We start from the raw sequence: 24,313 nt of genomic DNA on the forward strand, positions 1-24,313 counted from the left end.
TAATCCAACCCATTTTTATCATAAAAAGATTGAGAAAAATCAGGAGCTAGTGAAACATCAGCAAGGAGCATATCCTGTTGTTGTAATGGATTTGAGGCAATTGGATTTAAGTTCTTATAGTATGTTTAAGATAGCTTAAAACAATTGTTAGCCACTACTCACCTAAGGTTTACCATAATCTGGCTGCATACAATCAGGGATTCAATGAATTTGAATCCTGTTAATCAATAGTCATATAATAGAGAGAAAATTATCAATCCACTTTTAAAAATGATTACTCTCATCACTGGTGCTTCAAGAGGAATTGGTAAAGCGTTAGCGTTTGAGTTTGCCAGTCACGGCCATGATTTAATTTTAACGGCGCGCAATCAAAATTTATTAGAAGAACTCGCTGTTCAGATCAAAGAAAAGTATTCAGTCAAAATAAGTGTCATTGCATTGGATCTCAGCGAACCCAGATCTGCTGCTGATTTAGTCCATCAAATCGAGGCACTGAATATAGAAGTCGATTGTTTAGTAAATAATGCAGGCATAGGTTACCTTGGTGACTTCGTCTCTATGGATGCAGAGTATTTAAATGCATTGATGCAACTCAATATGACAACATTGACGATGCTCACTTATTATTTTGCCAAAAAATTTGTTCACAAAGGCAAGGGCAAGATACTCCAAGTAGCGTCTACTGCGGCCTTTCAACCAGGCCCTTTTATGGCGGTATATTACGCTTCTAAAAGTTATGTAGCCTCTTTTTCGCAAGCGCTGGCTTATGAATTAAAAGGAACAGGAGTTACCCTTTCCACTCTCTGCCCAGGCCCTACTCAGTCAGATTTTTTTAAAGAAGCAGGTATGGAGAATAGCTTTTTAGCCAGGGGCTTTATCGGGATAAAATCTACGGAGCAAATTGCCAAAGCCGCCTATCAAGGCTTTAAGAAAAACACACTTTTTATTATTCCCGGTATCATGAATAAGATACTTGCTTACTCCGCTAAATATACTCCTGATGCACTAAATCTCAGAATTGCTGCGTTCCTTCATAGACGCAATCAGGAATCCTAGCTTCGCTTCGGGTAAACCCTAGTTAGGGTAAATTGACCCCATCCGGTGCTCCTGCTGGTCAGAATTAACAGACGCGTTTAACATCCAAAAAACCTCTACCGATCTTTCGTTAAGGCAGAGGTTTTTATTCGTTCTTCAGCTCTCAGGTCCAGAAAGTACCAGGTGCAGCCTGTACTCATTAACTTTTAATGTTGTTCAAAATAATCAGGGGGTACGCCGTAAATGGAACAAAGCATGGGCTTATCTAATTTTTTCTCCCATACAGGATTTTTAAGAACCTCTATCGCATTTTCATACCCTGTTTTCATACGATAATTAACTGCTGAGCGAACGAAGTTATAGTCTTTGAACGAATGAGTAAAGGGAGAGCCCCGATAAATGATATGTACCACGCTGAAATGTTTGCTATGACCCAATTCAAGTATTTTCTGAACGTCAGGATCTTTCTTTACCTCCGGACTTAATTTTTCACCTAAAAACTGTATGGCTGCTTGCAAGTTTTGGCGACTGGTATACACATTAGTCAGTCGGCGTGAGTGACTGGCGTACCGTATGTCTTTTTGCCTTTCTTCAAGTTCATCCATGGTTTGCGGCAGCCGTCCTTGCAGACTGAAACAATCCACCACAAAACATAAGGTATCCAATTCGGGTAAGGCATCGAGCACCGTCACAAGAGGCGTATTCGCATAGATACCACCGTCCCAGTAATAATCATCACCAATTTTAACTGCCGGGAGGCCTGGAGGAAGCGCGCCGCTTGCCATAACATGCTCTGGGGTAATGGTAATTTTTTGATTATTAAAAAACTCCATTTCTCCGGATGCCACATTAACCGACCCCAAACAGAGGGTGACTTTTTTATCATTAATGCGATCAAAATCAATTAAACTTTCCAATGTTGTTTTGAGATAGGAGGTATCATAATAGCTGAGTTTATCCGGTGTATCATAAGTTAACGGCGTCGGTGGAAAGGGGCGAGGTTTAAAAAAACCCTCCAAACCATTGACGATCGTATTCATAGCACCCATGCGGTTATGAAAATGATGTAACAAATTTGAAACTTCAGCCTCATAAAATACATCAGTCCATATTTTAGGTACGATCATATTCCAAAATGCAGTTAATTTTTCAATTTGCTGATTTCTCGGATTCCCGGCAATAATCGCGCTGTTAATGGCCCCTATAGATACTCCCGCCAAAAAATTAGGATGATATCCTTTTTCATGGATTGCACGAAATGCACCGACCTGATAAGCCCCCAATGCACCGCCTCCTTGAAAAACACAAGCAATCCGGTCATACGTTTGTTTGGTATTATTTAAAGGGGCTGTGGGCTTATTTATGCGACATAAAGGGCTTTTATGATGTTTTGTTGTTTTTTCTTTAAGTTTCCTGCCCATGTTTATCACTCCTTACCGTCCTTGTTCTTTACAATTATAATCGATAGTTGCAGAATTTTTACAAGAAAAATGACTTAAAAAACGAATTCGCAGAAATTAAGCTTCTCTATTTAACAAAAACTCTAGTGCAAAAGGAGAGCGATACATGGAATTAAAAGATGCAGAAATGTTTTGCAGTAAGTGGCTGCCATCATGGACCGGTGGGGTAGAAGCAGTTGAAAATCTATTGTCTTTTTATAGTGAAGACACCTTTTATTTAGATCCGGTTATGAAAGAAGGTATTCATGGAAAAAAAAGATTGTCTCAATACTTTAGCAAACTCCTGGCAAAGAATCCTGACTGGAAATGGAATGCAGTAGAACTGATTCCCACATTAAAAGGCTTTATCTTAAAGTGGCAAGCAACATTCCCCAAAAATGAGAGCGAACTGACTCTCTTTGGGCTTGATATTGTTGAAATCGACAACAAGCTGATTAGCAGAAATGAAGTGTACTTTGACCGCTCAGTTCTTCTTACCTAATCAGTTGGTTGGTGACCTGCATCACTTTGCTTCCGGCGTTCCGCAGCTTGTCTCTGAGCTGAATCTTCTACACATCGCTGAAAAACCAGTCCAGCTCTACTCTGACGTCCCGCGGTTTGTCCCTCAGGCTTTATGCGCGGTACGTAGAACGTTGAATATAGTTCATTTAAAAACATAAAGTGACATTCAAATTTCGCGTGGATCGCTTAGGACTTGTCCGCGGGATCCAGAAAATCTACCCTAAAATACTAGCTCCCCACGGACAAGCTGCGAGGCGTAGGCAGAGATATAATCTACAGTTGCTTGCAACCAGGATTCTCCTCCCCCATAGGATCTGCTCTGCAAACCAGATAAGATATACAGTGCGCCATATCATATTAGTGTCATGGCGCAACAATGTTTTACCCGCATCATCATTTGAATGGAATTCAGATTAATTAAAAAAGGAGTTTGTAATGAAAATAAACTATTTAATGGGTGCTTTGTTTTTATCACCCCTTCTTGCTTTTGCTTATACTGACAGCAATTCAGAAAGTCTTATTTTTTCCCCTTTGCCTAAGAATAAAAATACAGTAAGCAGGCATTATAGTAATGAACAGGAACTACCTGATCTGCAGCAAATGGTCCAAAGGACCATTGATTTTCCAACGCAAATCGTTCGTGTCAGCGGGAATGTTACCGGATTGAAACTTAGTTGTGAGGAGGTAGAAGATGAAATCGATCGTGTCTTTTCAAAAAAAATCTCGCCCAACCTATTTACCTACAATACTTATGTCAATTGCGGCTATGATCAGGATAGCCCAGAACAATATGCGGTAAATTTTTCAATTCAAAGTTATTTTGATCCACTAACAGATAAAGCCGTTGATTATTTAAAAGCCTACCTGCAAGAATACAATGGATACAATTTATTCAATGCCACAACATTACACATTGAAAATGCCAAAGGTGTTATTATATCGATGAACTTTAATGCAGGTTTAAAAAACAACCCCGATAAACCTTCATTTACCCTTTATCGCCAAGATCGAAACAATTTTTATTTTAAAAGCAATTTCGACATGAGAAAGGAATTAATCACCGATATTTATCAACGATTTTATTCTAATGATCCCGAGATGATCCTCCCCTTTTTAGACAAATGGATTTTCTCCTATGCAGGAACAGTTTATTACTCTATTTTAAAAGCATCCAACTATCTTGAGTTGCAGCCTGAAAGAATATTTGTAATGGAAAATGAGGGAGATATTTTCGTATCCGATTTAAGATACTACTTCGCCAATCTCTGTATGAAGAAAAATCCCAATAAACATTGCTTGTAACTATTAAATCATTAATAGCGTATCCTGGTTGCGTGCGACCAGGATTTCCACTTAATTACCACTTCACAAGTAACTCTAACATCTACAGGGATGACAGGGCGTTCCCACTTGACTGAAATGTTACAATTTATGGGGAGTGCACTAGCATAAAGCGCGGGTATGTAGAGAAATTTAATGGAAAAACTGACAATCAATCAGAGGCTGGCCCCTATTTATGCCGCGTGCGCTCTTCGTGCTTTATCAATGTCGCCTAACCGTTCCTTTCTTAAGTCTTCGAAAGCTGCTGCAGATGATGTAGTCATGCCAAGAGCCTGCATCGTTCTATTTTGAGCCTGAGCAAGAATAGCATATCGTCCATCACTTTTATATCGATCAACAACCTTCTGTACATCATTTGGTGTCTCTGCATTTTCTAGATCCTCATAGAAATCTTTGAGAATCTTGCTTTTTAAATAATCCCCTCGATCGTTTGTGTATCTACTTTTAAATTCGCCCTTTATAGAGCCACTTGTGACCTCTGTAGTCACTGTTCTCGTAAGTTGCTCATTCGGTTGTACATAATGCTTATACTTCCCTTTCAATACCCCATTTTCCATGGCTTCCGTTTCTTTAGCAATGTGTGCAAAAGATACTTTAAGATAGACTTTACCTACCTCTTCCCATCCCCCTGCTCTTTTCGGATCAATATGATATTCTTTTATAAATTTATCACGGGATTCTCTATCTTTAAATTCGATTTGAATTATGGGAGCCTTGCTATCTTTGCCTTTTACTATCAAGGGTGCTCTTGTAACTCCAGGAGCATGATGTTGGATAAAATGTTGAATAAATTCCTTATGGGTGTCACCGGAGGTTGGTTTGTGCCCCATTGTACCTGGCTGCTTGACAGTGGGGTGGGGAACCGTTCTATCTGGGTGCCTGACAGTAGGTTGGTGATCCTCTGTCCTTGTCTGCCTGACTGCAGCTCGATGCACAGGAAGATCCGAAACAAAATTTTCAAGGCTGGCGTATTTTGAATCTTTTTTATATCCTTCTTGAGCTGCAAATGTATCGGACCATAGACGCCTAACTGTTACAGGAATTTTATTTTCGTTAAAGTGTTTCTCAAGTCTGCCTCTGAACTCTTTCTTATATATAGAATCCCCGAGATTTCCCATTTCCTGAAATAAAAAAGTCCATGCTTGCTCAGCGGATATCATTCCCGAAGCAGTGTTTTGTTGGCTTGATGCCATCCACCCACCACTTACTTGTGCATTAATCTGGCTTCCATCGATTAATTTACCGGTTTCAAGAGCCTCACATATTTTCTTCATCGACTCTTCAAGTCTTGATGATCTTCCGGTAAAAATGCCAGCATTTATTAAACTTCTCGTTGTTTGAATAAACTCAGCAGTTGATAATTTTGGAAAAAGAACAGTATCAATACTTTTTATAGCCGAAGGATCCACCAGAACAATCGGTATAGGTTTGCCTTGTGCATCTTTCTTGGTAGCTGTTTCGTCTTTTTTAACAGAAGGAGAAACGTTCCTGATTTTCTCGTAAAAATCGTCTCGCTCTTGTGGCGTATGAAATTCAAATTGAATAGTATCCAAAGGTTGCCTGGCATTATGAGATGGATTGTTATACTGAAAGTTCTTTACTCTGAAATCAACTTGTGCACCCAGTACCGAGGCAATCACTCTTGATTCTTGTACTATATCACTTTTTTCAGCGGTATTAGTAACAGTAGGCGACTTTATCTCGTGACACAATTGAAGTATGTTTGCTTTTAATTTATCAAGATTCACCCCAGGAAGATTCTGTAGTATCGAGGGATCCTGCTTATTAGCATCCGCAAAATATGTGTTGATAAACTGCTCATCAAAATTATCTAGAAGAGCGACCACAGTTTTTTGCGGATCTGCACTTAGCGCTCCGATAGAACCCATCCCTATCGAATAGTTGGCAAGAGGTTTATAAGGTTTTCCCTCTGCTATGCACTCTAATACGTTTAGCAGTTCGTTTGTGGCTTGGAAATCCCCCCTACTTCCAGGAATGTGCATTACCAATATTTGTAAATTTTCTAAATCTTTTCTATGTTTTCTGAGTAACTCCGCAGCCGCCTGTCGTGAAAGCATTTTAAAGTACCTCAAATACTCTTATTCACAGTATAGTATATAGCGGCCTTTTTTTTGCTCATAAAATGCGCATTTCTTTCCTTTGGCAAAATCCTGGTTGCATACAACGGCTACAGTGCGTTAGATTTTTCGATCAGATCTATTCTATTATCAGGCTCTTTTTCTTTTTGCTTTTTAAAGAAATTATTTAAGCCGCCAATGAGCGTATTACCAGCAGAAAATAGCTTATCAAGCAAACTAAAATCCATTTCCATTTCATAACATCTTACCGTGTTAATATCATTAAAATCATTAACAATCATTTGTGAGAAACACAAAAGCATGTAATTGAGAACCGCCTCATCCTGTTCTTTCTGTCCCATCTTTTTAAACTCAACATCATTCTCTAATTTTTTCCAGGTATAAAAATTAATACTACGTCCATGATTGGGATCATAAAAATAAGCGGTTTTTCTCTTTGCATCATAACGCAAATAGAGAGCATGGCCCCACGATTCATGCTCTGTGTCTTGGGTTCCATCTTTTTTAGTTGGGTGATGCCCAATGGATATTTTTACAATTCCATAATTTTTTAATTTTGACTTCTGTTGCCGAGTAACTGCTTGAAACAGTACTTGATAAATAGCATCTGAATTCAATGCGGGTTCATCTGCACAATGCGACTCCTCATCTAGTTTTTGAATTTTCTTAAGATGAAGCCGTTTTAGCACTGCTTGTGATAAACCATTGTTCGTTTCATCCCCTAAGTGTACTTGATATAAAGCTTGATTGAAGCGATCTTGTGGCGAGATTTTCACTTCCGCTTTCCACTGAGAATCGGAGAGTACTTGATTTCTACCTAGACTGGTCATTTCTCGAGTAATTAACCTATAGGTGTTTGCTTGACACGCCCCATCTCCCAAGACCTCATCGCTCCCCCCAATAAATCCTTGAATGTTTTCATACTGAATAGGATTGCCCCACTGATTAAAAAATTCAATCTCTTTGTTAACATCACCTAAAAGCAATGCGTGCATTTTACTTGCAGACCGCTCACTAAGGGGTGAAATAATCTCTTTTACTTTGTCATACTGAGCGGTTAATCCGCCCAGGCTCTCCTTGTTGTCTTTAATTTTTTGATCGATAAAGCGGCTGAGAGAACGCAACAATTTACTTTTTGATCGTTTCAAAGCGCTGTCAATGTGTTGAGGAATATTTTCATTAGCGTCACTCAGTTCCTTTTTGCATTGCGCGTATTCTTGTTCTAACAAATGAGTTGCTGTTGCCATGAGTTCTTGTCTTGCTTTGGTTACTGTGTGAATCAAAGGAGCTAAAGAAGACTCACCACCGGCTGTAATAATCTTCTCCTTCAACGCCATAAGTTCAATTTGCTCTTGCAACTCGCTCAAGGTCGGAATCTCATGTTCTGCCTGCCCATTAAGCACTGCGTTTTGTAGCACATGCTTGATTTTTTGCTGGACAAGCTCTTTATTCATTTTAATTTTGCTAGCGTCCAGGGCAAGCGCGGAGAAAACAGCGGCTTCATGTGGATTCTGCAGGAATTTTTCGGGATGGATAATTTGCTGGTGTACAAATGCTTTTTTTAACACCAGAGAAAAGTCCTGAATATATTCTTTCGGTAGCCGCGTGAGCGCCTGTTTTAGCTTAGGAAACATTTTAATCACTACTTCTTCTTGAGCCGTGACCTCGCCTCGTTCAAGCTTGACACTTAATTTGGACATTTCCTCATCGTATTCCTGTTTTGTCATTTTTCCTTGCGCATAAGCGATAATTCGAAGTTTATCAGACTCCGTCATCATGCGTGCACTATCGCGAATATCAGTGCCGATCACATCCCAGTTACCAATCATTTTTTCTGCCATTTCTTTATTTGTACTACGCTCCAAACGAGCATAAAGATCGATAAGCGCTGCGCGATTACAGGCTGAGCGAACACTCACTACAAACTGATCCAGTGCCTCAACATTCTTAGTGTGATCCACTGAGGTAAGCTTATCAGGCATATGTTCAATCACATGCTGAATATCACGAACGATTACAGGAGCTAACGCGGCTACATCGTCAACTCGTTCATCATGTAACACCTGGCTTACTATCTGTATAGGGTTTGTATTAACCAAAGAAAGTGAGGCGATAACATGGTCTTCGTCTGCAATTTTATGCAACTGCTCTGCAAGTAATTGCATAAATTCCTCATTATTTGCTTGTTTTGAGCCTAATAGAGATTGAGCCCGCTCCATAGCCACATCAAAGCCTGCAGGTGAACCGTGCCACTCCTTTCTTTTTTCTTCAATCATTCTGTTTCGTTCTTGTTCAGCAAGAGCTATTTTTTCCATAAACTCATTGATTTCAGATATTGAGCGTAGTGGCGGGACATTGTCATCAAGGCGTCTGGAAGTAGGCCAGTGCGTTTTATATACTTCCTCAAAGGGCATGTTCGCGTCATATTCGGCACATTTTTTTTTCAACTCATCCACGATAGAACAATTCATGAGCACGATTATCTCATTAATTAATCTTTGATGTAGGTGTTGCCAATATTCAAAATTGTTAGGATAAAGAGTCAGTTGGACATTATCTGGAATTAACTCTTTTTCATTGATCCTCTTTGCAATAGCAGAAACATTAAAAGCATCAAGTTTATTGGCGCTGCTACTGGGGTTAAAAATGTTCCAAAAATTAATCAGGTAGGTATTAAGATTTGCTTTCATTAAATGGAACGCATCTAAAGCGAATAACTCTTGCTTCAATTGCTCCAGATTCATAACCAGTTGCATTTTATATTCATTTAAACTTGGAAAGGTCTCTGGGTTCTGAGCATAAAAATGGTGCGCGGTTTTCTGAAACAGCCAAGTTCTTAGAACTTCGATGTTAAAGGCCCTTAATTGCTCTTCAGTTACATCTTGAGGCCAATCACCATTCTTTTTCCAATACCCACTGGTATTAAAATACTCACATAATTGTCGCAGAGAAATCACATCTTCTACTTCTTCTAATGCAGCGGGAACAGCACTCATCGTCCATGCCATTTTATCGTCACATTGTGCTTTTATTTTTTTTATATAGTCTGAGAAACGATGGTGCTCAACAGTATAATTGTCTTCCTCCGAGGTAACTGTAACTGTGGGAGATGTCTCTTGAGATCTAGGTAGACTCAAACTTAAATCAGCGTAAGTTGGAAAATCATAATAATAAACATATTGTCCACCGAAAATAGAGCGCATAATAATCTCAACAAAATATAAACACCTTGCGCATTATATATCAAGTCCTTTATTATGCCATGAGCGATGCACTTATTTTTTAAAATATGTATAAAAACACATAGCCCGGTTGCTTGCAATCAAGATTTCCGCTTAATTATTGATTCTCAATCCACCAAATCCCCCCATAAGTTGTACCTTGGTCCAACATTTTATTTTTTTATAAAATTTATAATGGCCTCCTTATCTGAAAGAACAATCCAATTTTTATTAATAAATTCAGTGAATTAACATGAAATCGCCTGAATAAAAATTCATCAATTAAGAAAAATAATTAACAAAACGACGTTAGTTAAGAAAATTGGCTAATAATTAGCCTAAAATGCAAATATAGAAGAAGATAAATAAAGGAATTTTTATGGGGATGCAAAAAAAAGAAGCAACAGAAAATCAAGATCAAGCAAATGAACTTGATATGCCATCCGAATTGCCTATTTTGGCATTAAATAGAGCCATTATCTATCCTTTGACCATATCCCCGCTTAATGTGAGACAATTGCGCGCCATCCAACTCATTCAAGACGTGACGATTAGCTCTTCACGTTTCATAGGAATAGTCGCTATTAAGGATAATGACGTCGAAGATCCAGGTCCGATTGATGTCTATACAATCGGCACTGCTTCAATAATACATCGTCTTATTCATTTATCAGATGACTCAGTACAAATCATTGTACAAGGAGTAGAACGAATTCGTATCAAAGAATTTACCACGATTGATCCTTACTTCAAGGCCCAAATTGCAATTGCAGAGGAACAATTTATTAAAAATAAAGAAGTTGAAGCCCTCATGCACAATACGATTGAATTATTACGCCACTTGCTTTCTTTAACATCACATTTACCAGAAGATTTATTAAATATCGCACTTAATACGGAGGATCCACGTCAATTTGTTTATCTCATTGCAGGGAGTTTCAGATTGGAATTGAAAGATGCACAAGAACTTTTGGAATTAGACAATGTCGAACACAAGCTCGTGAAACTCAATAATTTTTTAACCCGTGAAATAGAAATTATCGAACTGGGGAGAAAAATTCAATCGCAAGTACAAAACGGACTGGATAAAAACGAACGCTATTATATGCTGCGTGAACAAATGAAACAGATTAAAAGAGAGCTGGGTGAAGAAGATGAGCAGGTTCTCGAAATTAAGGAATATAAAAATAAAATTACTGAGGCACATATGTCGAAAGAAGCGGAGAAAGAAGCAATACGTGAACTTACGAGAATGAAAAGCATGTCTGCATCTGCTGCCGAGTATCAAATCATTAAAACCTATCTGGATTGGTTAGTTGAATTACCGTGGAGTAAGGCAACTGAAGATAATCTGGACATCGAGTGTGCGAGAAAAATACTTGATGAAGACCATTATAATTTGAAAGAAGTGAAAGAACGGATACTCGAATATCTTGCTGTACACAAGCTACGCCTTGAGCGCGGCGATAAAACTCAATTAGAAACAGGCTCCATTCTTTGCTTTGTTGGCCCACCTGGTGTTGGTAAAACCTCACTTGGGCAATCAATCGCCCGTGCACTCGGGCGAAAATTTATTCGATTCTCATTGGGAGGAATGCATGATGAAGGAGAAATTCGTGGGCATCGACGTACTTATGTTGGCGCATTACCCGGTAGAATTATTCAATCAATTAAGCGCGCCAAAACCCGTAATCCTGTAATGATGCTGGATGAGATAGATAAAATGGGCGCCGATTTTCGTGGTGATCCCTCATCCGCTTTGCTTGAGGTACTCGATCCAGCACAAAATAAAACGTTTTCTGATCATTACCTTGATGTCGATTTTGATCTATCGCAAGTTATTTTCATCTGTACAGCGAATCAACTTGATCCAATTCAGCCAGCGTTGCGTGATCGTATGGAAATTATTACGCTTTCTGGTTATATCGATGAGGAAAAATTGCATATTGCAACGAACTATCTTATTCCTCGTCAGATCGCAAAGAATGGGTTAATGCCTGAAGAAATTCAATTTGAAAATGATGCAGTCCTTATGATGATTCATGAGTATACTCGGGAAGCAGGTGTCCGTAATTTGGAACGTGAGATTGCTGCAATCTGTCGTAAAATTGCAACAGCTGTGGCAGAGGACAAAATGACATCCGCCATAATCACTAAGGATAAGCTTATAGAGTTACTTGGCAAACCAAAATTCTATTCCGAAGTTGCTGAGCGAACCACCATTCCGGGGGTTGCAACCGGTCTTGCCGTAACAACAGGCGGCGGTGACATTTTATTCATTGAAGCAACAAAAATGCCCGGTTCTAAGGGTTTTCTCATTACGGGCCAATTGGGTACCGTAATGCAAGAATCCGCCCAAGCGGCTTTTTCTTATGTCCGCTCCAAAGCACATCAGCTTGAAATAGATGATACAGTTTTTGAAAAAAGTGATATTCATATCCATATTCCAGAAGGGGCAATACCCAAAGATGGCCCCAGTGCCGGGGTTACTATGGCAACAGCACTTGCATCACTCATGACCAATCGTTTGGTCAAGAATGACATTGGGATGACCGGCGAAATCACACTAAGAGGACGAGTACTTCCTGTGGGGGGTATCAAAGAAAAAGTGATTGCAGCCCATCGCGCCGGTTTAAAAACAGTAATTCTTCCTAAACGGAATGCTAAAGACTTAGAAGATCTACCGGATGAAGTACGCCAAAAAATGAAATTTATCTTCGCGGAAGATGTTAACGAAGTCTTTGATGCAGCCTTATGTCCAAAAGAAAAGAAAAATAAAAAAAGTAGCATAACAGATAAAAAATAATCTGCTTTATTGTCTTGAAGTAAATACAATAAGCAACTGTCTCTTGCTCACATCTCTGCCTACACCCCGCGAACAAGTGTGGGGGCGGGGACGTCCGAATGCGCTTGGACTGGTTTTTCAGGGATGTGTATAAGATTCAGTTGCAAGCAGCCAGGCTACAACTTCATCACATTCACGCTGAGAAAGTCGTTATGAGTTCTTTATATTGATCTTCGTTAAAACCTATTGCAAGTGTTTTGCCATTTTGTACCAAAACAGGCCTTTTAATGAGTGAGGTATTTGCGATAATAAAATCTATTTTTTCCGATAGGCTCAATGCTTCATAATAATCTTTATATTTTCGGTACGTCATCCCTTTTTTGTTGATGGGAAGCTCACCCAAATAATCACCCCATGCTTTTATTTGTGCTTTTGTTGGCGGAGATTTTTTGAAATCAATAAATTCATAATCAATTTTATTTTGCTCTAAGAACGTACGCGCTTTTTTTACAGTATCACAATTGGGGATTGCAAACATTGAAATCATTCTTACTCCACAGGGCTCGACTATTACACATCACTGGATCTTATAATGTTGCACTCATTTCTTCTAGAACATTTTAACTCAATCTGTAATGATTGTGTTGTACGCATCAACGACGCGCTTAATCTGCTCCTTTTCCTAGATGTTACCTAAAAGATTTCTAAGCTTTAATGATGGTCAAAAGGATCAACTGGTTTTTTTTCTTCAGGATTCGCTACATCAACTGATGGCCGTTTACTTAGATACTCTTCAGACTTAAAAAAGACACAATGATCAGAACTTGTTTTTGCTGATTTGTCTTGTTTTTCATACTGCTCCAGTAAATTGCTTATTTCAGTATGACCCAGAGCGGTTGCCAGCTCATGCAGTGTTACAGAAACTGCTGTGGAATCATTAGGTTGAGCCAAGCCAATTTTTTTCTTAACTAATTCATCCATGATGCGTTCATCTAGCTGCGCATTACGAGCAAACTGATACAAAGAATCGGCTTGAACATCCAATGACATGGTTATTTTGGCTGGGCATGCAAGCAATTCTTTTAGAACATCAATATGGTTATAATAAATAGCTGTTAAAATCGGGGTATTTCCTTCTTCATCTGCTACTAGAGCAGGATTAACGCCTTCTTTTATAAGATTTTTAACCATGACGGGATCATTATCTAATGCGGCAAGGAAAAGTAGATGCGCGCCTGACCGTGTGGCTTTTCGTGCATCGATTCTATGGATCTCCTGAAATTCAGGTTGCTGCTCCCATGCAGTCATCCGTTTTTTAAAGTCTTCCTCATTCGCTTTATTACAATAAACATTGGTTACAAAAGCACACTGGCTACCAGTCGAAAATGCATTAAAAACTCGCCGGGATATTTCTTGCACCTTATTTCCAGGGATACGTTCAGGTTCACGACCGCTATTAATGAGTTGCCATTGATCCGCCGCCGGATCATATCCAACGGTAATGGCATGATCACTACTACCAAGAATAAAGACAATCGGCTTTTGAATTCCTTGCAATTCATTTTTAAGCGTGGAGAAATATTTAAATAATTCATCAGAATTATAGGCACCCATAAAGGTGTTTATTCTGCTGACTCCTCCACTTTGCTCAAGCTTTTGGGAAAGAACAAGAGGAGCACTGAGTAGTGTATCTTGTTTGAGTTGCGTTGCTTTTTCAAATAAAGGAAGGTGTAACCTAGGTTGCTGATATATTTCTACCCCTTCAAAAAAGGCCATATAATCATTTTGTGGATGGGTAAGCTCTGCTTTAAATTTTTCTAATGCATTTCTACAGTTCTCTAATTGCTGCTTTACATAAATAGTGTATAAAAATTCATTTTCTTTCTTGTTGAGTTCTTCTCTTAATTTACCGAACTCGATCTTTTCTACACCTAACAAATGGGTTGACCACTCTTTTCTCATCGCACGGAGTGTCTCTTCGAGCTCTAAAGTAGCTATTAAAGTTTTTTTTGCATCACCGTTTAATTTCTCGGTAGGATTTACAGCCTCCTCTTCCAGTATATCGATGGCCTTTCGAATACCTTCAAGTTCACCGTGAATAGCGATAAGCTCTTCAAAGCGGTCTTCAAATAGCACAAGTTCTTCAGCGAGAATGGCCTGCATACCCATATTGGCAACACCAAAACACATTCCGCCAGGATCAGGGTGGTATCCTGTTTCTTGCATTAACTCAATTAACCAATCTTTATTCTCTTCATCTCTCTCTTGTGGCATATCTGCCTCCATTATTTGCTCGAGGCATATCAGCCTACTTTTTTATTATAGTTTAAGTATAAAAAATGGACGATGTTATCATTTTCTTCCGGGCTCTCAATGAAGCGAATATCCAAAGAATGTTGATTGCATTGGGAGCCAATACTCATTTATTACAATCATGAGTGGTTGGGCCTTGGCCCAATATGTTAGATGCGACTATTGAAAGATTTATTGAACCGACTAAATAACACCGTTTTGCTGCTCTAATAAACCCTGTTGTAAGCAATCAGCTTCGCATACTCTCGTTTATTTGAGTATTGTCATTAAAATAGACTTACCATCTGGTGTGTCTATGATACCCATCTCATGAAATCCTGCTTTTTCATAACAACGTTTTGCACGTAAATTATTTGGATCAGCTTCCGTAATGATTTTCTTGATAAGAGGGTTTTGAAATAAAAATTGGATAAATTCTTTCATCATTAAAGTGCCGAAGCCTTTATTGATATAATTTTCCTCGCCAATAAATTGATCTAAACCTACTGTATTTGCATCTTCATCCGGCCACCATCCCTCGCCTACTTTACTCGCCCAATAATACTGAATAAATCCAATCGGCTTGTTATTCATAGAAGCAATATAAGCACAAACAACTTCATCATCGATACGCGCTCTATATTTCTCTTTAATTTGCCCTGACGTCAGGTGATCATTCCACCACTCCAGGACATGTGGTTTTTCAAACCATGTGCATAATAGATCGAGATCGGAAGTGGTGAGTGGTTTAAATATAATTTGCCCAGTCATTTTTTTCTCTTAGCAAACATCGCTGCTTGTTCGCAACATCATGATACTTTTATCATAACTACTAATTTTCTACATCTGCAAATAACATTGTCCCATTGGTTCCGCCATAGCAGTTACCCAATGATACACAACACATAGTCAATGAAACATTATCTATAGGAGAAATGCCTCATGAAATCAATTCGGGTAAAGTACCACCATTTTTGGGATTTTTACCGCAACCGGAAGCCTATGAAGGCAGTTGACCTTGGCTTTATTGATTTTGGTTCGGAAATAAAATCAGTTGCTGATATCTTAGACGCGCTTATTGAAACAAGAAATGGTAAAGGTCGCGTGTTTTGGAATATAATATTAGATACTGTTACTGTTGTTAGGAATTTTCAGCATATCTCTGCAGGTCCTAATCCTGCACCGCTTACAACAAGAGGTTTCAAACCGCAACTGTCTCCAGCTGACGCATATCAAGATGATTATGTTTTTGGTATGGATCCCTATTTTTTACAATCAATACATAGAAGGAATTTATTATTCGTGTTGAATAGGAGAACTAACAAATAAACGTAGCCTGCTTGCACACAACCAGACTACATTTTAACTATGCTGTTAGATGGCCTGCCAGTATCGCTTTTTCATTTAGACTATAGTGGTATTCTTCCTGCACCGTTGCAAATTTAATTTCCAAATACTGCGGTATCCTGGTCGAATAAATCTTCGTTCTGTCTGCAAAACTTTCCTGCTCTTTAGCAATCTCCGTAAGCTTTCTATTTTTTTCTTGCAGCATGGATGCTTGTACTCCAGCATTACATGCTGCCTCCATCTTTTCATTTAGATTGGTTAATTCTTTAGACCAGTAGAACGTAGCTTTTAATTTATTAGGAGATTTATCTTGATCCCATAATGCTCTAAGTTTTGCAAAATTGATGGAGGGGTCCATATGTCCAAGGAGCTGAATGTACATTTTAAGATAGGATTTGGGGAAATCTTCGCTTTCAGTTATTCCATCTATCAAGCGCAAATTCGTAATCACTAAAAAATATCCCTCATAATTATGCTTTTTCCTTAAAGCAATCGCTATATCAATCCAACGGCAAAAAGCTTTAAGTCGAGCATTATTTTCTTGAGCTTCCATTATATCTCTTTTAAGATGAGCTTCTAAGTACTCTCTACCATCTAAAAATGCTTTAAGGTTCGAGCTTGCCTTTGGCCTCTTGGAAAAACCATCAGGGCTTGCAAAATCATTTAGAGGAATTTTGCTATAATCTGCTCTTAATTGCTCATCAATGAGTGTTGCATCGACTTGTACTAGTTGATTGTACATTTTGAGATAGGGTTTAAAAGCCTTATTTTTTGTTAATTGAAGATTTATATCCATTTCCATTAATGTGTCGCGCACTAAAAAATAGGCTTCATAATTATGCCTTTTCCTTAACATGATTGCTGTATCCACCCATCGACGAAAAGCATGCATTTGCGCGTCTTGACAAGAGTGCTTGTTGATATCTTCTCTAACAAAATATTTTAATACTTTTCGAACTTCTAAATGTTCCTCGGCACTTGAGTTTGCTGTCCTTAATTTGACATCAAAGAGTCTGGCATGGTCATACGCAAATCGAGATTCAATATAAGCAAAGAATACGTAGCATTCTGGATCTCTTTTTATTTTTTTTCGGGTCTCTTTCTCGGCAAGCATCTCGTCCCACTCAAAGGCAGCATTGGGCTTAGTTAAAAACTGTTGCTTTTCTATTAGATTTTTAAAAAAAGAATTTTTAGACATAGTAATATTTTTAGACATAGGAACTTTCACAAACCAAAAATGTTCAATTGTAAGTCTATCTGCTTATTTTAATCAAGCAAATGCAGCCTGGTTATAAACAACGAAGTTACGCTTCTTACACCATTGCATATTTATTAGGGAAAAAGAAGTCATGATAAAATTTTGTTGGGTCACTATCCCCCAACTTACTTGCTGTGATTAAAATCTACATAAAAACTTTTATGTAATTTGTTTATGCTCATGCCATGGCTACGCGTTTATTAGGAGATAATCAAAGTTTAATTTCAGCATTAATTAAAGTTCGCGATGCCCACTATATTAATAAAGAGGAGGTTGCTGAAACATACAGTGAAATCTCGCATGAGGAAATAAGACGGGAAGCCTATTTTTTCGACCCCACTAATTTCAACTTGGCGCAAACCTTTTCTACTCCCTTCAGCACTCAACCTAGTATTGAAATGCAATTAGAAAAACTACAAAAATGTTAGGAACAGGTAGGCTGGTTGCAAACAAGCAGGCTTTCATGCCACAAGTAAGATTTATGAAAAAGTCTCATTTGAAGACTCACTGTGCATCTACAAACCTCAACTTAAGAAAAATTGAGAGGATTAAAATCGCCAGACTGCTCCGCCATATTTTGGGTATTTTGCTCCTGATATTGCCTATATTTTATATAGTGAATGCGGCGCGCCAAGGAACCTGTAGGATTAAAATCTTTTGACATTTCAATCTTATTGAGACGTACTAACAAATCATCTATAGAGTTACTTTTTTTCAGGATTTGATTGACTGCATCCACATGATGCCGCCGCCAATGAAAAGTAGCAAATAGGGTAAACCCAGGGGAGCAACTGGTATTTTTCGTATAATCATTTAAAAGATTTTTTGCATTCTGGAACAAATCGTCTGTGGATGAGCTCGTAAGTTCAAAGTAGCTTTCGGGAAAATACTCTTTTTTTCTGTATTCATCCAAATCTATTTGTTTTTCTTCTCGATGATTGAAAATACTACAGTTGCCGCTTGGAACAGAAAGGGTTTTTACAGAAAGAGGCAACCGGATAATCACATCGCGTAAGGCCCTATCTCCAATAGCGAGATCATTATCACATATATCACCTAAAAGATGGATTTCTTGCATTTGCTTAGGGAAACTGCTAAAAAATTGAGACAGCTCATCAAAAGGACAGTTTTTAATCACATCCGCATTCACTTTAAAATAAGTACAATGCGGTGGCATAGCCTTAATTACTTCATCTGCATCTTTCCATTTTTTACTAGTACGAATTCCAACCTTGGTTACATGTCCGGGCAGGTTTTCTAAAAGCTCAATACACGCCTTTTTGGATTTCGCAGCCATCTCCTCGCCGGCATTCTTTCGCCAATCATCAGTGCGGTTGATTTCGCTATCCTCATAAACAACAGAAGTAATTGACTTGGGAAGCAGGGATACGTTGTCAGCGAGTTCTTTGGTTCTTATATGAATCTCATTGATCTTTGGATTCAGCGAGTGCATCATCTCCACTGCTTCTTCCAAAAGTTCTTTTGTTAGTGGCATTTCCTTCTTGCGAAAACAGAGATTCTGACCTCGACCAGCATCATATCTTATTTCTATGTTGTCTGATTCTTTTACTGGATCTTTTGGAGTACCGTTGAATGAAAATAGAAATTTTATTCCCATAATTTAGACCTGCAAAAATTGTTTCGGGTTTGCCCTGTTCGAGGTCTATTATATAATTTATCTCTTTTAAATAGGCTTAATTGCACTACGTAAAACTTGCATTGTTGCATTTTAAGGCATCAGTGCCGTAGCCCTGTGCAAAGAGCAGAATCTTCTATATATTGCTGAAAAACCATCCCAGACCTATTCCGACGTCCCGCCCCACAGCTTGCTCGCAGGGTGTAGTCAGAAATGTGATCAAGAGACCGTTGCTAGCAATCAGGCTGCGCTGGCGGTCATAATATTCTTTTTCGATTGATAATATACTTCCCTGTATTTCCCATTATGATGCCATACTTGGCGTAGCATCTTTAGTAAATTGCTCCAATTCCTCTTCTAAATCCGTTACTGTTTTCTTCGCTCCCTTAATCAATTGGCTTATTGATGTGAGAAACATATAACGATCAAGGCCACGCTCATCATTATCAATAAATTCTTTTTCAAGAGTCTCGAGATGCTCCTTTGCCCGAGCCAGTTCGGCTTCTACTTCTACTTTTAATCTCATCGTTCCTTTTCTCCATTAAATGAAATGGGCTATAACCTACAATATAAATATTATCAAATAGTTATAATGTATTGCTCGCCTCTTTTACACTATACGTTCCTTTTAAGTCAATTTTTTCAAGAACTATTACCCCCACCACCCAGTTACGGATCTTATTGATTCTGAAGTCAATTGAAATTTGCTATGGTATGGAATGTCTTTAAAATTGAAAAGGATGAAGCATTGCCTGGAATATTCATTGCAGCAGGATTCATACTACTTTTGCTTTTCCTGGAAAGAATGTCGCCTTTTTGCTGATCCGTCCGACAACACGCTTCCTGTTGTTGTCATGTTTTGTATGCTTCTCTATTTTCAGCAAGCCCTAACCTGGTTGTGAGCAACCAGGTTAGGGCTAAACCTTATTGGCAATTAAAGCGACTTGGTTCTGCGTAAGGATATTGCTATGAAAATGTAAGTCCAACCGCTGATGATCATATCAATCGCAATAAACAATCCGATGACCCATAAGCCGCTAATTGGCCAGTGTAACAGAATCAGGATACCAAGTATTAAGGAGCATATCCCTGCAAATAAGATCCAAACCCAACCCTTTGTATTCCGTAAGGATACGGACATGCTAATGCGGACAACGCCAATCACGATAAGCGTCCATGCCAGTAACGCAGTAATAATGGTTGACGCTAATAAAGGATCATACAAAACTATACCTGCGCCGATAAGGTAGAGTATTGCAACGAGAATCTGCCAAACCGTACCTTTCCATTCTTTGTGTTTAAAAGCATCAGCAAAATGTGATAATCCTGAAATCATAAGTAATGCAGCAAAAAAATACATGCTGACTATGGTTAAGAAGATGTCCATTCCTAAACCAATAATACCAAAGATCAAGAGCAGAATTCCAAAACCCAAAAACCATCCCCAGTGACGTTGCATGATTTTTGTGTCGGGATGAAGCACAATATTATTTGTATTTTCCATATCAGTTCCTTTTGATTATGTAATTTAAATATAGCTTATTATTCGCAATTCGTTCTTTAGACTGAAAAAATTTTAACTAGGCAACTGTCTAAAGAAAATTTAATTGAATTCCTGTAGCGTATGGTTGTTTGCAACCACAATTTCAACTCGGTAGAGCAGGGATTGCATGATTCAATGCCTGCAGCATACTGAAAACTCTTGATAAAAAAAGCTAAGGGTGAAATGCGAAACTCAAGCCCTGCAGCTAAATCAGGCTACTTTTCTATAATGGATTATAGTAGTCACGATCACCATCCTCTTCTATTGGATTTTGTGGATCAGCTTTATTAACAACGACATCTTCAATTTTATCAAGTAATTGGCTGGATTTTGTTTGATGTACAAAAAGAAATGAACGATTACATCCCCAGTTTATCAAACCTTTAATTACTACTCCAACTCCTGCAGTTAAGATACCAAGAGTGAGGTTTACGAGAAATTCTGACCAACCTCGATGTGCATCAAGCACATCATGGGCTGCACGTATCAAACCTAGAGATTGCTCTTTAAATGTTTTGTAGGTCTCTGGGTTTGGATCTGCAAAATATATATCTGCTTTGTTCTTAAGCTCTTGCTGAAGTGTTGTAGCAACATCCCAAGCATTGTGAAGTGCACGATAGTCTTCATCGTTTTCATCACCGTCTGCTTCCACCAAGGCCTTACTTTTTCGCTCGTCCAAATCAGCGATTTTATTTTTGAGTAGTGCAAGGTTTTTATAGAATTTTCTTTCTCCCTTAATTCCATAGGGAGTGGGTAATTGGCTTGGAATTATGAGGGCTGGAGGCTCGGCCAGTTTTCTGGCTAACTCTTCTTTTTCGGCTCTTAAAACTGGCTTCTCAAATTCTTCTTCCGCTTTGAGCCAACTTACGATTTGGTTATCAAAGCCATGCTCTTCAAACTCATAGTCTTCAATAAATTCCCAGACATATTCATTGTGCTCTAAAGCAGGTCCTAATAACATTATTGCTAAATCTTTAGGCACCTCTTGAATACTTTTTAGATATTTTTCAATGAGAGTAGCCGCGTTATATAAGGCGCAAAGCTCAGTATCAACATGAGCTCCATTAAGCCTACGAGCGCTTAATTGGACGTGCTGTTTCAATAACTTGAATCCGGTAGGATTTACTTGAGCGTCATGGCCTAGTAATGGTAAATAGTGCAATAATTGTGTGCTTTTATGCTTTTTATACTCTATTCGTTCTAATTCATCAGTTGTCCTTTCCCAATGCCCGCCATGTGACGCACCTAAACGGCTTCCAGTATGGCAAATCGTTATACGTTGTGGATTTGAAAGTGGGATAGTCGGATCAATTGTTGCGGCAAATTCAGCCCCTTCTTGCGGGATATAGTGTAGGCTAAATCCTAATGGATTACAGACGAGAATCGCTAAATCATCCTGATCTAAGCTTATATAGCGAGCAGTTCCCGGATCTATTTCTGTATATTCCCTAATAGCACCTGCTTTATCTCTACCTGCTTTGGGAGGAAGTTTTTCGTATATTCCCGGCTTATTTAGTTGAACCGCCATAAAATCACGAAGTACCGGCCCCATCATGATTTGAATATCAAAAGGGTTATACTGCTTTAGAATACCCGCAAAGTGTTTCCAGGAAAAAGCGTGCGGATTAAAGCCATAAAATCTGGCAAAACTATTTTTTAGCTCTGCATAAGCATCGTTATGGTGATTATCATAATGCTCATCTTTTGCAAAACGATATATTTCCTGCACTAACTCAGGAGTTATCGCATGAAGTGGGCAGTTATTAAGCGCTGCTGATATTTTTGGATATGGCATAAGGAAAATCCCCTTAAGAGTCCAAGTAAAATTATAATCCTTTTTGATTAAGAAAATATTAATTTGTGCGTTTTGCAGCTCATTTAATGCCCAATAATCCAAATGTAGCCTGGCTTGCTTAACTAAATCTTCTACGCATCGCTGAAAAACTAGACCCCGCAGACAAAGATGTGATCAAGAGACCGTTTCTTGCAACCAGGCTATACTTCATGTAGTCAAATCGGCCCTTCTTCAGGCTGCCAACAACTGCATCAAAGATTTTTCACGACAACCTCCCTTGTCTCATTAGACTTAAATACCTTGAGCAAATTATTGGCCGCCGAATTATCATGATCGGATCTGACATATTTTCCGCTGACATGATGAAAACCCGATACAACGATCTTACCCGCTTTCATTAATCTGGCCAATTCTTGTGCACGAAACTTTCGTCTGTCGTCCAGTTCAAAAATGACGAAGCGTCGTAACTTGCGAGAGTATTCCGCTGAGCGCAGCCGTGCCATCATCGAGCGAATAATAACCTGAGCAAATAAAACCATATTGCCATTCACTACTAAAGCTGAATCAGGCGTACCATCAACGCGTAGCTCTCCGGCAGGAGTTGAATCATCAAGAGACTCGGCAAGCAAGCTGAGTTGCGCGCCAAGGCCGGCACCCAAACTGTCGCGGAGCACATTCGGAGCATTGTCAAGCTCCACTGCACCGTTCCAAACTTTCTGCACAAGCGTTGCCCACAATAAAATACCTAGAGCAGCTAAGCTTCCCACTCCAGTGAAGAGAAGCGCCGATGCCCCAATCGTTATTACCCATTTTAGCGCACCATAGAAGATCTCATCACTATCATCCACATCAACATCAATCCCGGATGTATCCATCGTCATACCTGTCGTACCACGAATCAGCTGGGGGATAGCCACACCATCGAAGTCGATATCCACATCAGGAGCGACATCGATAACAGGTGTATCAATCGCCCGCACCACATGTCCTGTTATTTGAATTCCATTATTGGCCATCGACATGGACAGAGATGTTACCTCAGCACCGTCGACTTGCTGCCCCACTTTGGCTTCTGCACCCCGCTCCAAAACCATATCCAGAAAATTCCTGTTATAGGCAATAGCAAGCCCGGTTCGTGGTGTAACGAAACTTTCTGTTATTATTAATGTTGCGGGAGTTTGCGGTGGGCTGGCTGATACAACGAAAGCATCGACACTGTCAGAAGCAGCTGGTGTTAAGGTGAGCGCAACATTCCATTCAGAATTTTCAGGCCTAGTATCAGGGTCAGTGAATCGTGTGTTGTTCAAACCACTAACGAGGCTAGCGGCTAGTGGAAGTCGTGTATTGGTAAGAATGTCTTGTACTTCGGAACTATTCATAAAATTGTCAATATCGGTTGCGATTTCTGCAGGTGAAGGAGTTCCGTCAACTCCATCATAGCGAAAACCGATCTCCGCAACTGGCTCGGCATCTACCAAGATAACTGTTAACTTTGCTGCCGCATCAAGAGGAATAGTCAATGGAGTTGCGTTTGGGTCGGAGGCCGGTCGTATCTCGATCGTTCCCAAAATACGGAATATACTCCGGGGTGAATCAGGTCCCTGGGTTATCATTGCAAACTCTAGTGGATCGAGCAAAACAATAATATGAGAAGGTTGTCCTCCAATGTCCCGATCAAACTCCAGACGCTCCGGGAGTCGGCCAAGTCGAGTTAACTCACGAAGAAAATCACTGATTACACTAAAAGAAACTCCAACTGCAGCATCTGCGTTTCCTAAATCAATATTCATCATACACCTCCTTATTTGACTTAATGCAAAGGGGCCTTTCAATTAATAATGATTTGGTATTGTAGATGCTCTATGCTCATTGAACGGGCTCCGTTTGCAAAAATTTGGGCTTCCTACCCCTTATACTTACCACCTCATAGGGATTGGAGCCCAGTGGAACAACTTCCCCATAAGTGTTCATTTCAAAAAAATCAGCTAAATTTTAGGTAT

General features: G+C 39.2%; 18 protein-coding genes. 6 read left to right on the plus strand and 12 right to left on the minus strand.

Annotation, left to right across the window (positions count from 1 at the left end):
- The first annotated feature begins 270 nt into the window (after window positions 1-270).
- On the plus strand, window positions 271-1,056 hold the full coding sequence (locus tag A8O27_RS03350; RefSeq protein ID WP_058460532.1) for an SDR family NAD(P)-dependent oxidoreductase: 786 nt from the start codon (window positions 271-273) through the stop codon (window positions 1,054-1,056).
- Window positions 1,057-1,241: 185 nt separating this feature from the next.
- Here A8O27_RS03350 and A8O27_RS03355 read toward each other — a convergent pair whose 3' ends face one another.
- Window positions 1,242-2,456, minus strand: a complete 1,215-nt coding sequence (locus A8O27_RS03355; protein WP_058460531.1) for a patatin-like phospholipase family protein — start codon at window positions 2,454-2,456, stop codon at window positions 1,242-1,244.
- A 145-nt stretch (window positions 2,457-2,601) separates the two neighbouring features.
- On the opposite strand from A8O27_RS03355, the gene A8O27_RS03360 reads away from it, so the two are divergent.
- Entirely contained in the window at window positions 2,602-2,976 is a 375-nt protein-coding gene (locus A8O27_RS03360) for a nuclear transport factor 2 family protein (RefSeq protein ID WP_058460530.1), read from the plus strand.
- A 455-nt stretch (window positions 2,977-3,431) separates the two neighbouring features.
- Window positions 3,432-4,298: an Lpg0189 family type II secretion system effector gene (locus tag A8O27_RS03370; protein ID WP_058460528.1), complete on the plus strand. Its 867-nt coding sequence runs from the start codon at window positions 3,432-3,434 to the stop codon at window positions 4,296-4,298.
- 212 nt (window positions 4,299-4,510) lie between these two features.
- On the opposite strand, the gene A8O27_RS03375 is transcribed toward A8O27_RS03370, so the two are convergent.
- Together A8O27_RS03375 and A8O27_RS03380 are read right to left on the minus strand one after the other, a co-directional pair.
- Window positions 4,511-6,415, minus strand: a complete 1,905-nt coding sequence (locus tag A8O27_RS03375) for a hypothetical protein (RefSeq protein WP_058460527.1) — start codon at window positions 6,413-6,415, stop codon at window positions 4,511-4,513.
- A 110-nt stretch (window positions 6,416-6,525) separates the two neighbouring features.
- On the minus strand, window positions 6,526-9,639 hold the full coding sequence (locus A8O27_RS03380; RefSeq protein WP_058460526.1) for a hypothetical protein: 3,114 nt from the start codon (window positions 9,637-9,639) through the stop codon (window positions 6,526-6,528).
- A 397-nt stretch (window positions 9,640-10,036) separates the two neighbouring features.
- Between A8O27_RS03380 and lon the strand changes: the two genes are divergently transcribed.
- Window positions 10,037-12,463 (plus strand): endopeptidase La, encoded by a 2,427-nt coding sequence (gene lon, locus A8O27_RS03385; protein WP_058460525.1) that lies wholly within the window; start codon window positions 10,037-10,039, stop codon window positions 12,461-12,463.
- Between the two features lie 172 nt (window positions 12,464-12,635).
- On the opposite strand, the gene A8O27_RS03390 is transcribed toward lon, so the two are convergent.
- From A8O27_RS03390 to A8O27_RS03400, 3 genes are all read right to left on the minus strand, one after another.
- Window positions 12,636-12,989 carry an arsenate reductase family protein gene (locus A8O27_RS03390; protein ID WP_058460524.1) on the minus strand — a complete coding sequence of 118 codons (354 nt, stop codon included), beginning with the start codon at window positions 12,987-12,989 and terminating at the stop codon, window positions 12,636-12,638.
- 164 nt (window positions 12,990-13,153) lie between these two features.
- Entirely contained in the window at window positions 13,154-14,716 is a 1,563-nt protein-coding gene (locus A8O27_RS03395; RefSeq protein ID WP_058460523.1) for an ankyrin repeat domain-containing protein, read from the minus strand.
- Between the two features lie 288 nt (window positions 14,717-15,004).
- Window positions 15,005-15,505: a GNAT family N-acetyltransferase gene (locus A8O27_RS03400; protein ID WP_058460522.1), complete on the minus strand. Its 501-nt coding sequence runs from the start codon at window positions 15,503-15,505 to the stop codon at window positions 15,005-15,007.
- Between the two features lie 171 nt (window positions 15,506-15,676).
- Between A8O27_RS03400 and A8O27_RS03405 the strand changes: the two genes are divergently transcribed.
- Window positions 15,677-16,063, plus strand: coding sequence for a hypothetical protein (locus tag A8O27_RS03405; RefSeq protein ID WP_058460521.1), 387 nt, complete (start codon window positions 15,677-15,679; stop codon window positions 16,061-16,063).
- Between the two features lie 37 nt (window positions 16,064-16,100).
- On the opposite strand, the gene A8O27_RS03410 is transcribed toward A8O27_RS03405, so the two are convergent.
- Window positions 16,101-17,297, minus strand: coding sequence for a RasGEF domain-containing protein (locus tag A8O27_RS03410; RefSeq protein WP_058460520.1), 1,197 nt, complete (start codon window positions 17,295-17,297; stop codon window positions 16,101-16,103).
- Between the two features lie 227 nt (window positions 17,298-17,524).
- Here A8O27_RS03410 and A8O27_RS03415 point away from each other — a divergent pair, with 227 nt between their 5' ends.
- A complete protein-coding gene (locus A8O27_RS03415) occupies window positions 17,525-17,767 on the plus strand; it encodes a hypothetical protein (protein WP_058460519.1) in 243 nt (80 codons plus the stop codon).
- A gap of 101 nt (window positions 17,768-17,868) precedes the next feature.
- Here the strand turns inward: A8O27_RS03415 and A8O27_RS03420 are convergent, their stop codons facing one another.
- The 5 genes from A8O27_RS03420 to A8O27_RS03440 all read right to left on the minus strand — a co-directional run bounded on the left by A8O27_RS03420 (window position 17,869) and on the right by A8O27_RS03440 (window position 24,106).
- On the minus strand, window positions 17,869-18,957 hold the full coding sequence (locus tag A8O27_RS03420) for a DUF5617 domain-containing protein (RefSeq protein ID WP_058460518.1): 1,089 nt from the start codon (window positions 18,955-18,957) through the stop codon (window positions 17,869-17,871).
- A gap of 322 nt (window positions 18,958-19,279) precedes the next feature.
- Window positions 19,280-19,501 (minus strand): hypothetical protein, encoded by a 222-nt coding sequence (locus tag A8O27_RS03425; RefSeq protein WP_058460517.1) that lies wholly within the window; start codon window positions 19,499-19,501, stop codon window positions 19,280-19,282.
- Between the two features lie 408 nt (window positions 19,502-19,909).
- Complete coding sequence (locus A8O27_RS03430) at window positions 19,910-20,479, minus strand: HdeD family acid-resistance protein (protein ID WP_058460516.1); 570 nt, start codon at window positions 20,477-20,479, stop codon at window positions 19,910-19,912.
- Window positions 20,480-20,741: 262 nt separating this feature from the next.
- Window positions 20,742-22,313 carry a hypothetical protein gene (locus tag A8O27_RS03435; RefSeq protein WP_131744468.1) on the minus strand — a complete coding sequence of 524 codons (1,572 nt, stop codon included), beginning with the start codon at window positions 22,311-22,313 and terminating at the stop codon, window positions 20,742-20,744.
- 251 nt (window positions 22,314-22,564) lie between these two features.
- Entirely contained in the window at window positions 22,565-24,106 is a 1,542-nt protein-coding gene (locus tag A8O27_RS03440; RefSeq protein WP_131744469.1) for a hypothetical protein, read from the minus strand.
- Window positions 24,107-24,313: the final 207 nt, after the last annotated feature.

Source organism: Legionella bozemanae (genome assembly GCF_001648595.1).
GTDB lineage: Bacteria > Pseudomonadota > Gammaproteobacteria > Legionellales > Legionellaceae > Legionella > Legionella bozemanae.

Bases quoted from the DNA above. Each gene is read 5' to 3' on its own strand.
- A8O27_RS03350 (WP_058460532.1), top strand. From the start codon at position 271: ATGATTACTCTCATCACTGGTGCTTCAAGAGGAATTGGTAAAGCGTTA.
- A8O27_RS03355 (WP_058460531.1), bottom strand. From the start codon at position 2,456: ATGGGCAGGAAACTTAAAGAAAAAACAACAAAACATCATAAAAGCCCT.
- A8O27_RS03360 (WP_058460530.1), top strand. From the start codon at position 2,602: ATGGAATTAAAAGATGCAGAAATGTTTTGCAGTAAGTGGCTGCCATCA.
- A8O27_RS03370 (WP_058460528.1), top strand. From the start codon at position 3,432: ATGAAAATAAACTATTTAATGGGTGCTTTGTTTTTATCACCCCTTCTT.
- A8O27_RS03375 (WP_058460527.1), bottom strand. From the start codon at position 6,415: ATGCTTTCACGACAGGCGGCTGCGGAGTTACTCAGAAAACATAGAAAA.
- A8O27_RS03380 (WP_058460526.1), bottom strand. From the start codon at position 9,639: ATGCGCTCTATTTTCGGTGGACAATATGTTTATTATTATGATTTTCCA.
- lon (WP_058460525.1), top strand. From the start codon at position 10,037: ATGGGGATGCAAAAAAAAGAAGCAACAGAAAATCAAGATCAAGCAAAT.
- A8O27_RS03390 (WP_058460524.1), bottom strand. From the start codon at position 12,989: ATGATTTCAATGTTTGCAATCCCCAATTGTGATACTGTAAAAAAAGCG.
- A8O27_RS03395 (WP_058460523.1), bottom strand. From the start codon at position 14,716: ATGCCACAAGAGAGAGATGAAGAGAATAAAGATTGGTTAATTGAGTTA.
- A8O27_RS03400 (WP_058460522.1), bottom strand. From the start codon at position 15,505: ATGACTGGGCAAATTATATTTAAACCACTCACCACTTCCGATCTCGAT.
- A8O27_RS03405 (WP_058460521.1), top strand. From the start codon at position 15,677: ATGAAATCAATTCGGGTAAAGTACCACCATTTTTGGGATTTTTACCGC.
- A8O27_RS03410 (WP_058460520.1), bottom strand. From the start codon at position 17,297: ATGTCTAAAAATATTACTATGTCTAAAAATTCTTTTTTTAAAAATCTA.
- A8O27_RS03415 (WP_058460519.1), top strand. From the start codon at position 17,525: ATGGCTACGCGTTTATTAGGAGATAATCAAAGTTTAATTTCAGCATTA.
- A8O27_RS03420 (WP_058460518.1), bottom strand. From the start codon at position 18,957: ATGGGAATAAAATTTCTATTTTCATTCAACGGTACTCCAAAAGATCCA.
- A8O27_RS03425 (WP_058460517.1), bottom strand. From the start codon at position 19,501: ATGAGATTAAAAGTAGAAGTAGAAGCCGAACTGGCTCGGGCAAAGGAG.
- A8O27_RS03430 (WP_058460516.1), bottom strand. From the start codon at position 20,479: ATGGAAAATACAAATAATATTGTGCTTCATCCCGACACAAAAATCATG.
- A8O27_RS03435 (WP_131744468.1), bottom strand. From the start codon at position 22,313: ATGCCATATCCAAAAATATCAGCAGCGCTTAATAACTGCCCACTTCAT.
- A8O27_RS03440 (WP_131744469.1), bottom strand. From the start codon at position 24,106: ATGATGAATATTGATTTAGGAAACGCAGATGCTGCAGTTGGAGTTTCT.